At 45.2% G+C, this 12,234-nt stretch carries 8 protein-coding genes; all 8 read right to left on the bottom strand.

Going from position 1 to position 12,234, the window contains the following annotated elements:
• Positions 1 to 142: 142 nt before the first annotated feature.
• The 8 genes from LLF92_10520 to LLF92_10485 all read right to left on the bottom strand — a co-directional run bounded on the left by LLF92_10520 (position 143) and on the right by LLF92_10485 (position 12,003).
• The gene (locus tag LLF92_10520; protein MCE5341538.1) at positions 143 to 991 is read right to left on the bottom strand and encodes a TIGR00282 family metallophosphoesterase; all 849 of its coding nucleotides are present in this window, start codon (positions 989 to 991) and stop codon (positions 143 to 145) included.
• 35 nt (positions 992 to 1,026) lie between these two features.
• Entirely contained in the window at positions 1,027 to 2,607 is a 1,581-nt protein-coding gene (rny, locus tag LLF92_10515) for a ribonuclease Y (protein MCE5341537.1), read from the bottom strand.
• A 631-nt stretch (positions 2,608 to 3,238) separates the two neighbouring features.
• The gene (locus tag LLF92_10510; GenBank protein ID MCE5341536.1) at positions 3,239 to 3,691 is read right to left on the bottom strand and encodes an N-acetyltransferase; all 453 of its coding nucleotides are present in this window, start codon (positions 3,689 to 3,691) and stop codon (positions 3,239 to 3,241) included.
• A gap of 4 nt (positions 3,692 to 3,695) precedes the next feature.
• Positions 3,696 to 4,880 (bottom strand): deoxyhypusine synthase, encoded by a 1,185-nt coding sequence (gene speY, locus LLF92_10505; GenBank protein MCE5341535.1) that lies wholly within the window; start codon positions 4,878 to 4,880, stop codon positions 3,696 to 3,698.
• Between the two features lie 408 nt (positions 4,881 to 5,288).
• A complete protein-coding gene (locus tag LLF92_10500; protein MCE5341534.1) occupies positions 5,289 to 8,024 on the bottom strand; it encodes a glycogen/starch synthase in 2,736 nt (911 codons plus the stop codon).
• Positions 8,025 to 8,049: 25 nt separating this feature from the next.
• Positions 8,050 to 9,189 carry a phospho-N-acetylmuramoyl-pentapeptide-transferase gene (mraY, locus tag LLF92_10495; protein ID MCE5341533.1) on the bottom strand — a complete coding sequence of 380 codons (1,140 nt, stop codon included), beginning with the start codon at positions 9,187 to 9,189 and terminating at the stop codon, positions 8,050 to 8,052.
• A gap of 10 nt (positions 9,190 to 9,199) precedes the next feature.
• On the bottom strand, positions 9,200 to 10,543 hold the full coding sequence (gene murF / locus LLF92_10490; GenBank protein MCE5341532.1) for a UDP-N-acetylmuramoyl-tripeptide--D-alanyl-D-alanine ligase: 1,344 nt from the start codon (positions 10,541 to 10,543) through the stop codon (positions 9,200 to 9,202).
• A gap of 2 nt (positions 10,544 to 10,545) precedes the next feature.
• Entirely contained in the window at positions 10,546 to 12,003 is a 1,458-nt protein-coding gene (locus LLF92_10485; protein ID MCE5341531.1) for a UDP-N-acetylmuramoyl-L-alanyl-D-glutamate--2,6-diaminopimelate ligase, read from the bottom strand.
• Positions 12,004 to 12,234: the final 231 nt, after the last annotated feature.

The following is a 12,234-nucleotide window of genomic DNA, read 5'->3' as shown; positions in this document are numbered from 1 at the left end:
CTACTCACCATTGCTGAAAAGCAAAGAGCATTATGTAAGTTTATCGCTTATATTAAGAAAGTCAACAGAAATGCCTATATTTTTCACAAATTAACGAATGCTGTAAAACCTTGACTGCTAAGTAGTTAGCCTGGTTTTTCTATTAGAAGTCGTTGCTAAAATCCGGTTTACCGTCGTCAGCGTCATAGCCGACGGAGTCTGATTCTGCGTCTTTGAATTCGAGGCGTTGAATTTTTTCAGCTTTTTTTGTTGAGCTGTCTATTGTAACAACTATGCCGTTGATTCTTAAATCGTCGGTTGCCACTTCAAATGGACAAGGCATAAGCGTCCTGAAATTTTTCAGCACAGATTCTATTTTTCTGCCGAGTACTGAATAATGCGAACCTGTCATTCCAATGTCTGTGATATACGCGGTGCCCTTCGGCAGAATTTTTTCATCTGCTGTCGCGACGTGCGTGTGCGTACCAAATACGCAGCTCACCCTGCCGTCAAGATAATATCCCATCGAAACTTTTTCACTTGTCGCCTCGGCGTGCATTTCCACAATTACAATATCCGCCTTGCTTTCGAGTTTCGGCAAAATGGAATCGACCGCGTCATAAGGACTGTCGGCTGGTTTCATAAAAACTCTGCCAATAAGAGGCACTACCGCAATGACCGGCCCTTTTGCGGTTTTGTACAAAGCGAAATCTTTTCCCGCAGCGTATTTTGAAAAATTCGCAGGGCGTGTGATGTTGTCATTTTTTTCGAGAACGGGAATAATTTCTTTCTTTTTAAATGTATGGTCGCCAAGCGTGATAATATTAACGCCATATTTTAAAAGTTTGTCATATATCTGGAATGTAAGACCTGAACCGCCGGCAGCATTCTCCGCATTTGCGATGACGCAGTCAATTTCACATTGTTTTATAATCGCCGCAAGATTATCGGCAAGCACACGTTTACCCGGCCTGCCGACAATATCACCTATACATAATACATTTAATTTCATATATCTTCGTGTCTTGGTGCCCTAATGGCTATAAACTATCTCGCGTATTCAACGCAGCGAACTTCACGCAGCAGCGTTACTTTAATTTCGCCCGGATAAGTCAATTCATCTTCAACTTTCTTGGCGATATCACGAGCTGTCTTAGCTGCGCTTTCATCGTTTACATTATTTGCGTCAACGATAACGCGTATTTCCCTGCCCGCCTGAATTGCATAGCAGTTTTCAACGCCCGGGAACTGTTTGGCGATTTCTTCGAGCTTTTCAAGTCGTTTGATATATCGTTCAAGTGTTTCGCGTCTTGCGCCCGGACGCGATGCGCTGATTGCGTCGGCGGCGGCAACAAGCGGAGTATATGGATTGTCCGCAGGAATATCGCCGTGATGTGCCGCGACAGCATTGAGCACTATCGAAGACTCACTGAACCTCTTGAGGAAGTTTGCGCCAATTTCCGGATGGCCGCCTTCGATTTCGTGGTCCATCGCTTTGCCGATATCGTGCAGGAAGCCCGCGCGTCGTGCGATTGAACCGTCGAGTCCGAGTTCATCAGCCATTACCTGTGCGAGGAATGCGACTTCAACGCTGTGCCGCAGAACGTTTTGGCCGTAGCTTGTTCTGTAATTCAGCGTTCCGATTTCCATAAGGATTTTATTGTTCAATCCGCGAACGTCAACTTCGACAGACGCTTCTTTGCCGACCTGCATTACTTTGTTAATAACATCTTTCTTTGTTTGAGCGACGAGTTCTTCGATTCTGCTCGGGTGAATTCTGCCGTCCTGAATGAGTTTTTCCATCGACTGGCGGGCAACTTCGCGTCTTATCGGATTAAAGCCGCTGATAACAATAACGCCAGGCGTGTCATCGACGATAACATCAACGCCGGTCGCTTTTTCAAATGCGCGAATATTCCTGCCTTCCCTGCCGATGATTCTGCCTTTCATATCGTCGCTGGGAATGTCGATTGTAGATACCGTTACTTCGCAGGTCTGATCTGCGGCGAACCGCTGAATGGCCGAGCTGATAATTTCTCTGCCTTTGTCCTCTGCTATCTCATTCATCTCCTCCATTTTTCTCTGGATAATGCCGTTCATTTCGTGTTCGCATTCATCTTCAAGTTTCTGGAGCAGCATTTGTTTGGCGTCTTCTGCGCTCATTGCGGAGATTTTCAAAAGCTGATTTTTCTGTTGTGTAATAATACCGTTGATTTCTTTTTCCCGTTCGTCGAGCTGATTCGACCGGTTTTTCAGATTATTTTCTGTCTGTGTCAGACCTTTTTCCCGCTGGCTAAGAATATCATTTTGTCTTTCGATTGCGTCTTCGTGCTTGGTTAGTCGCCGTTCGGCATCCCGTAATTCAGCTTTTGCCTGATTAATTTCGGAGGTAAATTCCTCTTTTTTCTTTAATGCTTCAGCCGTTGCTTCGATTTTCGCGGCCTTGATAATTTCTCCAGCGTCTCTTTTAGCCTGTTCGGTCTGGAGAGCAAGTCTTTTGTTAAGAGTGCTTTGCTTGATTGAACCAATGATCTTGCCTGCGACAACTGCGAGGATTCCGCCGCAGAGCACGCCTGCGACCGCTATAATAACAGATGTGAGACCTGATGCCTGTGCTAATGTAAACATTTTTTTGTACCTTTCCACGTTATCAATTTATTTATCAAGTTGGATAGAACCGGCAGACAACGCAGTCAGGGCAGCGTAAAAGCTACAAGATATGATTATAAGAGCGAAATCCTTTTCAAAATGTGATAACAGAACATCCCTAAATGGTTTTTTTACGAACCCTTAAAGGAATTCTTCGTTTCTCAAACAATTTAACAAGACTAATTTTTACGTTCTTTTGAAACATTTTTAAAATAGGAATTTCATTTCTCTTATTTCACCGATTTTGCCTCGCTAAATTCGACTTGAGATTACTATAAACCTCTATCGCCGATTAAAGCCGGCTCACAGTGCTTTTGTAACTTAACTTTTCAATATGGGCATTAACCGCCCAACCCTTTTTGCGATTATCCGCCTGCAAACTTACACAAGTCCGCATCTTTCCAATCGCTAATGCGTATCATACGGTATATCGGCAAAGCAAGCAAGCCTGTTTTTTAGAAAATATATTTTTTTCGTCTTATAATCCCTTTATACGCAAAACGTTAGGCAATTTACACACACAAAATAATCTTAAAACATATAAAAAAATCCCGCATTCCAGACTGGGAAATACGGGATTTATGTGATAGTTTTGTTGAAATCCGCAGTTTTACAGAATCATTTCAACTGCGATTTCGTCACAGTTTTCCTGCTTGGTACATTTGGAACAATCACTCCAAACCTTCATTGGAAGCGTTTTTTTATCTACAACGACAAATGCCTGTTTTTTGAAAAAATCAGGTGCCAACGTAAGCGCAAATACCTTTTTAACGCCAAGATAACGAGCCTGTTCAGCGGCTTTTTCCACAAGCAAGCGTCCAACGCCTTTATTTTGATACTGCTCGTCCACCGCTAAAGATTTAATTTCCGCCAGGTCTGACCAAATCACCTGCAAAGCACAGCAGCCCACAATTTTTCCGTCAGCGTCAGCGATATTGAACATTTGCAAATTATCGAAAATATACGCCTTTGAACGGAACAACATCATATCCAACTGCGCATAGCGAGTTATCAGCGAATATATCGCATCAACATCGTTAACTGTGGCGTTTCTTACTTTCATAACTTTACATACCAAGTTTTTTCATCATATCCTGAAGTTTTTCGACTTCCTTATTATTTTCCAGATATGATTTAATCAATTTCTGGTGCAGTTCATCGCCGCGGTCATATAATCTTTTCAATCTCTTCGGTTTCGTCGATTGAATCGCATACGCGGTCATCATTGGGAACGCTACCGTAACGTCAAGATACGCAGTTACCGCTTCATCCAGTTTTGTCGGGTCAATCTTGCCCCAGCTTGCGGCTTCTGATGGCGGAGCGCCTGAAAGGCCGCCGGTGTCCGGACGAGCATCCGTTACGTTAATATCATAATCCTGACCGGCTTCAGGTATCATTAAAACTTCCTGAATCTGCGGCTCGGTCTGCAATGTGAAATTCTTTGGAGAACCGCCGCCGATGAGAATAACGCCGGTCTTGCCGTTTTCATATTTCTTTGCGTTCAAAACAATCGCGGTCGTATCATTAACATCAATACTCGGATTAATCTTGAGTTTGAATTTGTTCGTCAATCCCTTTGCCTCTGCCAGCAGTTCCAGACCTGCGATGTTCATACCAATCGTCGAATCGCCCGGCGACGATGTAAATACCGGAATGCCATTCCTGTACGCAGCTGCTAAAATGCTGACCTGGCCGAGATTATATTTTTCTTCAAGCTCGCTTAAAACTTTGCCGAGATGGTGATAAAATTCACGTGTGCCCATTTCTTTCTGGAATTCAGGCCTAAGCATAATTTCGCGGAGTCTTCTGTCTGTTTCCATCAGTACGTCTTCATAGTCAAACAGAATATCGTAAATTCTCGTAATGCCTTTCGCCTTCAAATCAACGTCATCGACAGTGTGCGTGCCTCTGAACATCGGAAGATTGAAAGCATAGTGAATGTCGTGATACATATTCGCGCCAGTCGCAACGAGCCAATCGACAAAGCCGTGGTTCATCAGCGGAATAACCGTTGACGGTCCCAGACCCGCGGGAGTAAGAGCGCCGGCCAAGCTGACGCCGATTGTAACATCGTCCTGCGAATATCTGTCGCGGAGCAGATGGCAGGCAGCGCGGAGTCTGCCGCCGTTGTACGCGTCGAGATTATCAATCACAGACACAATGCTTGAATTCTTGCTAATAGGCTCCGGCAGTACCCTTTTGCCCTGAAGATACTTTGCCTTGCCCGGACAATTTGCTTTTTTGTGTTCCATTTCTATCTTTCCCTAAACAATAAAAGAAAACCGCGTGGGCTTCCGTCTTCGCTAAAGCTACGACGGACAAGAAAGCCCACCCCTACAAATTAAAAGTTTATAAATACCAAGGCTGTTATTTTAGGGCAAGACAGAGATTTTAACAATGAAAAATTTTTACGTCGCGAAATGATTTTTTACGATTTGAGAGACTGATGCGGCGTACAAAGTCATCACAGCAAACCAGCTGCCAGAACACACCACGATAAGTCGTTTTCGTAAGGCAGGCAAACATATTCTGACTGTGGATATAATTAAGCTCGGCCCGCCGGTAAAACCGACCAAATACAGAGACGCAATGTTCGGCGTTGATTATGTCGAGTTGAAGCCAATGTAAATTAAAAGCCCCGTTTAATAGCGGGGCTTTTTTTATTTCAATGAATAGCCCAGTATTCGTTCATAAGCCGACATATAACCGGAAACCATTTTTTTCAGTCCCCAGTTTTCTCTGGCCTCTGTCATAATTCTTTTTGCCTGTTTTTCCCATTCGGGCTGGTCTTTTCTGAAGAACCTGTGAATCTTGACAATCTCGTGCAGGCCATACCACAAGCCGGAAGAATTATAATCCATAAAAAGCATACCGTTGCCGACGTCCTGGGCGGCTCCAAGTTTCTGAAGTTTCAACGGCACAATCTTATCGTGAAAACCGCCGGTATCGCGATTCGTCGCCGTCGCGCCGTAGAGATTTCCAACAATGTCTATCTGCCCGAAAGGCTCATACAGCGAAGCGCCGAAAACGTCGCTCGCCGCTGCATAAGCAAGCATGCTTACGTCATCATTATAAGTCTGATACATAATTTTCCCGTTTGAAGCACAGGCGATTCTGCCGAGTATATCCGCATCGACGCGACTGTCGCCAACCGGATTACCAATAACGGCAATCTGAACATCAGGATGTTCGATAACAAACTTCAAAGCGATATCTTCAAGAAGTTCAATTCCTTTTTGCGTCCTATCGAGCCTTGAAGGCCAATACAACAATATCGCTTCCGGGTCAACTGTCAGGCCGGTCTTTTTCTGAAACTTGACCAAATTGAGTTTTTTGGCCTCTATAACATTATCGTCAACGCCGTATTTTTGGGCAAGGCCTGGCTTATCGACTTGCGGATTTTCAATCTGCTCTTCGGGATAAACTGAAGGTGAAATACCGTTCGGAATCGCAAGTACAGTGCCATATCGATACTTCGCTTTTGTTTCCTGTCTTACACTGTTAGGAATGAAATGTCTGTCGAGGAAATAATCCTGTGTGGTTTCGTCGAGGAATCTTTGCCCGACATAGTTGACAAGCGTCGCGTTTTTAATCGCGGTCGCCTGACAATCAACGCACAAAACGCCGTGATCGTGCGCGAAATACAATTTATTCCAGAGTTCATTCAAATTCACGCCGCCGTACATATCCAGCGGAACATAACCAGTATGCGAGTTGTGAACGGTATGAAGCAATGGTATCTTCATCAGCTTTGCAAAAGAGGATATAATGCCGCCGGCCATCCAGTCGTGTGTATGGATAATTCCCCTGCCTTCGTGACGGGAAATAATATCGCGAATCAGAAAACGTCTTATCTGCCGCTGGAATTCAGCCGCAGTCGCGCGGGGGTCGCCGTCATAAGCGCTTTTATGATTTTCAAACAATGACGAATCAACCGTCTTTATCCTGTCTCGCGGCAGCTGATATTGCTTCCTGATGTATTCTTCTCTGCTAAGCTGCGCTCGTTCGAGGAAAGCACGTTCGAGATTAAGAGTTATAATATATGTCAGAATATTTCTGTTGGACAATCCCCTGCACAACGCCGCAACGACTTCACCCATTCCGCCGCTTTTGCCCGCGACATACTGCGCAAAATCGCCCATACCTTTGGTCGGCAGCCTGTCCGTTTCAGGACTTATTATAATGACAGGAATCCTGCTCGTTTTTTTAAGGATATAAAATCTTTCAACCTCTTTTTCAAGCGTCCATATCTTGTCGGTTACGGTTCTCACCGTTTCGCCAATTGAGCCGTAAGGGCTGAAATACGAATGCACAGCGTGGTCGGAGCCGTCGCTTTCGTGCAGAAAATAGAGATGGTCGGACGTTGTCAAATGCCGCCACTGCGTTAATATTTCTCCGCCGGATGCTTTTGCTTTTTTCTCAAGCCCCTGTATTCTCGAAAAAATTTCCTGCTGCGTTTTATTTCCAAGCCAGCCGAACGTATCTCTGGCCGCATCTGCCCATGAAGACGTTGACAGTCCGTGAATATCCACGACAGGGCAATCGGCGTCTTTAAATAAATCAGCGACTTCGGTCGGATTGGCCATTTTGATACTGTTGTGCTTTGCCAGCATTTTCGGCAGCGCATTCCAGAATTCAAAAATGCCTTTATCTTTCCATATATGCTCGCCAAGGTGTTCGAAATCGTAACCGAGCAGAACCGCCTCGCCGTCAACTTTGGCGATGCTCGATGCGTATTTGTCCGCGGATATCGGCGTGTGCGGAAATCTGAACGCGACATCGTCGCTAAGTTCCCTGTTGCGTGGAATAACAATTAAATTGCTGTCTTTTGCCCTGAATACCGCGTTGGGAGAGATAGGTTTGCCGTCCCTGCGGCCGAACATATCATCCCTTTTCTCGCACAACATCGCTTTGTAGCCCATATCGGCAACAACATACGCAATCTCGTTGTTGAACATAAGCTCGGTATTTCTGAAGGATGTAGGCGCAACAGCGAAAATTTCTTTCATCCTCACTCTGTGATTCAGTACCTGTCCGCGGAATTCCTGCCTGTGCGGGTCATCAAACAGGCCTGTCAGCGAGTGGTAATACGTTTCGTCGAGAAATTCAACCTGATTATTTGCCTTGCCGGCTTCGAGCAGTTCTTTGAGATGTTCTATAACCTGCGGTTTATAATTCAGAGCTTGTTCGAGAAATGTCCCTGACATACTCAATGTAATCTTGAATTCAGGATATTCCTCAATCAACTGCGTAAACATTCTTACGGCAGGCAGATAACATTTCTGTGAAACCTTTTCGAAAACTTCGGCGTTTACACTGTCCCAAAGAAATTTATCTCTGTCCGGATTCAAACGGAACGGCTGATGTAATTGAAAATAAAATGTTACTATCGGCATTGTTTACCTTGTGTCGGGTTATATATTAACGAATCTTTAATGTTGCAAGTGCGAAAGCCGCGAACGCAGCGGCCAGAAGCCAGAAGCGAACGACAACCTGCGGTTCAGACCAGCCGCCAAGATGGAAATGATGGTGAATCGGCGCACAGCGGAAAACTCTCTGCCCGCCTGAATATTTGAAATATCCTACCTGAATCACAACGCTCATAAGTTCCATAACAAAGACGCCGCCGATAATCAAAAGCAGGATTTCATTTCTCGTAACAAGAGCGCCATAACCCATCGCCGCCCCTAACGGCAGCGAACCAGTATCTCCCATAAAAGTCTGAGCCGGATGGCAGTTGAACCACAAAAAGCCCATCGTTGCACCAAGTATCGACGCATAGAAAATGCAAAGCTCGCCCGATTGCGGGATGTGCGGCAGAAGCAGATAACCTGCCCATGTCATTGTCGATGTCCGCGTCATTGATTCCGACGCAACATAACAAAGAATCGCCAGCGTCATACTGGCAATCGCTACGCAGCCGGCGGCAAGGCCGTCCATGCCATCGGTCAGATTAACCGCGTTGCTCGTGGCGGCAATATAAAATATCGCAATCAGAATAAACAGCCAGGCACTGATATGAATACCATATTTATAGAACGGCAACCAAAGGCGCGTTGCATCCGGGATTTTCTGAACATCGAAATATAAAAACGCGGAGATTAGTACCGCCCCGCCTAATTGGAACGCTAATTTTTCCCACGGCTTTAAACCATTTCTGCTGCGGTGTCGGATTTTGCTCGTCAGTTTGAGCCAGTCATCGACTGCGCCAATGCCGCCGTACCAAATCATTAAAATAATCGCTTTCTGAATAAACGGATTGTCGAGCTTTGCCCAAAGGAAAGTACCGGCCATCATAGCGGTAAGAATAATCAGGCCGCCCATTGTCGGCGTGTTCTCTTTTTCCTTGTTGAGCGCGTTTAGTTTTTCGTGGTGAAATTCCGGACGGTCGCCGATTTTTTTCATCATCAGCCAACGGATAATCTTCGGGCCTGTGAACCAGGCGACCATAAGACTTGTCAGTGCGGCTAAAATACAGCGGAATAAAACTTCCTGCCATGCATAAAAACCGAGTGTATGGGTTGTAAAATCCTGTAAGAGCGAAAAAAGATAATATAACATATCCTTATGTTTATCCTGTAAATAATACCTTTAGCTTTTCAACAACCGTTTCGTAACGTTCGCTGCGAGAAGCTTTAATCAGTATTATATCGTCAGGTTTCACAAATTTGTACATATTATCGCAGAGCTGCGAAAGATTTTCAAAAACCTCAACGCTGATGTCATAATCGGCTGTATTATGGGCCGTTTGGGCGGTTTTTGAGCAATCCCCCTTGATTGTCAGCACAACGGGAACCTTATATTTCACAATATCTCTGCCGAGTTGAGTGTGCAGGAATTCGCTCTGGTTTCCGAGTTCGCCCATCCGTCCGAAGATAAAAACAGCGCGTTTCTTTTCCTGCTGCGCGATGAGAGATAATGTTTCCAACGCGTTTGCCATCGAGCCGGGGTTGGCGTTATAGCAATCGGCGAGAATTTTTGCCGAGCCAATATTCAGACATTCCATCCGCATATCGACCGGCTTAACTGTCGCAAGCTCATCGGCAAATTGTGAAGCTGAAATGCCGAGATTTTTGCATACCGTCCAGGCCGCCAAGGCGTTTTCAACATTCGCTCTGCCTGACAAAGGAAGTTTCACTGTTACGCCTTCAATTTCAAAGCTGCTTTCGTAACCGCCAAGTTTTATTTTCTGCGATTTGCAAAATGGTTCGAATTTGATTTTTCCGTCTGCGCAATAATCAAAAAGAGAGTCCGTAACGAAAAATCTGCCGCCGGTTTTTAAACCTTTGGCAATGGACACCTTTTCTTCTTTGATAACATCGAGACTGCCGAAGCCTTCGAGATGCGCGGGCAAAACAGAGGTAACAATCGCAATGTCCGGCTCGATTATTTTCGTCAAATATTCTATTTCGCCGGGATGATTACTGCCAAGTTCCGAAACGAGAATTTCGGTATCGTTCGGCGCGTCAAAAATCGTAAGCGGAACTCCGATATTGTTATTAAAACTTTTCGGCGAGGAATAGCACTTGAATTTGCTCTTCAAAACATGGCTAACCATATTTTTTGTGGAGGTTTTGCCTGCCGAGCCGGTAATGGCGACAACTTTGTATGAAGAGTTCTGCCGAACATACTTCGCCAATCGACCAAGAGCCGTTATCGTATCGGCGACAAAAATCACCGGCTTGCCGGGGATGCTTTTTGAACGGTCAGAAATAACCGCACAGGCCGCCCCGCTTTCAAAGACTTGTTTTAAATAATCGTGGCCGTCGTGATTTTCGCCTTTAATGGCAAAAAACACACTGCCGGAGGTTACTTTGCGTGAATCGATGCAAACGCTGGAAATTTCAGAATTACAGCGTGGGTCAAAGTCCACCCTACATATCTCGGCAAGTTTTTTAATGTCTAATGTTATCACGTTTAGACTAAACTCGCTGAATGCTGCAAAAATTCCGACGCGGTTTCAATATCGCTGAAATGCTGTTTTTCGGAACCGATAATCTGATAATTTTCGTGTCCTTTGCCGGCAATCAAAATAATATCACCCGGCCTTGCTTCAGCGATTGCTTCTTCAATCGCTTTTCTTCTGTCCGGCTCGACGATAATATGTTCCGAATGCGGATTTGCGAAACCGGCAAGAATATCCTCGACAATCGCCATCGGTTTTTCTGAACGCGGATTGTCGCTGGTAACAAAAATACGCTCGGCATACTGACTGACTGCCTGCGCCATTCGCGGTCGTTTGGTTTTGTCCCTGTCGCCGCCACAACCGAAAACCGTAATTAATTTGCCTTTGCACAATGGTTTAAGAGTTGAAAGCACGTGTTTGAGCGCATCGTCAGTATGTGCATAATCGACAAGCACCGTAAAATCCTGCTTCGACGGCACTTTGTGGAGTCTGCCCGGCACAACCTGCAACTTTGAAAGGCCGGCAGCAATGGTTTTTAAATCAAAACCTGCGCCGAGTGCCAAACCAGCCGCAGCCAGATGATTGCTCAAGTTGTGTTCGCCAATGAGAGGCGATTTTACTTTTACCTTTTCATTTTTATATGACAGTTCATAAACTGTACCATTAATGTCCATCGAAATCAGTTTGGCATTCAAATCGCCTTTGCCGCAAATCGAATAGAATATTTTATTCGCCTTTGTCGCCGTTGCCACCAGCTCGCAGACAGGGTCATCTCTGTTAATTACCGCCGTCGCGTCCGGCGAAAGGTTCTCGAACAGTCTCAACTTTGCCGCCAGGTACGCTTCCATCGTCTTGTGATAGTCAAGATGGTCGCCGGTGAAGTTAGTAAACGCAGCGGAGGCGAAATCTATGCCCACAAGCCTGTTCTGCTCGATTGCGTGGCTGCTGGCCTCCATAATCATATACTGCGAACCAAACGCAGCCATCTTTTCAGCTATCGATGCAAGCTCCAGAGCGTCGGGCGTAGTCATTTTCGATTCGATATCGTCCTGCCCGCTGCCGTAATCTATCATCACAGTGCCAATCAGCCCGCATTTTTTGCCGGCGGCGGCGATTATTGAGCGAACAAGATAAGTTGTAGTCGTTTTCCCGTTTGTTCCGGTAACCGCAAGATTCACAAGTTTACTGTTAGGATAATTATAGTACGCCTGCGAAAGCAGTCCCAACGCCCTTGTCGTATCTTCAGTTTGAATAACTTCAGCCGAGGCAACCTGTACCGGCAGTTGGGTCACGATGTAGCGTGCGCCGGAAACGGCTGCCTGACCTATAAAGTTATAGCCATCCATCTTTGAGCCTTTTACGGCAACGAAGATATCGCCCTGCCGAACGTTGCGTGAATCACTGCAAACGCGCGGCCGCCAAACCAACGGTTTTTTCTCAACGAGTTTTAATAATTGTTCAAGCGTCATAGCGCTATATTAAACAATCAGTTTGTTCAATATCAACTATAAATAATGTATAATTAAAAAAAATGTCTGACAAAAGAAAACAGCGATTCGCAAATTAGCAGGACGACAAGATTTTTTTCCACCGGGAAAAGTCCAGTCTCACGGCGTTTTTTATTGCACAAAAAATTTTCTGAAAAAATCATCAAGCTCCCATAATCGGCCTTAAAAAATTCCATCAAAGGCTGTTTTGCG

The sequence above is a fragment of the Planctomycetaceae bacterium genome (assembly GCA_021371795.1).
Lineage (GTDB): Bacteria > Planctomycetota > Phycisphaerae > Sedimentisphaerales > UBA12454 > UBA12454.
Note: the sequence above shows the minus strand (reverse complement) of the source record. Positions and strands in the feature narration are given on the sequence as shown.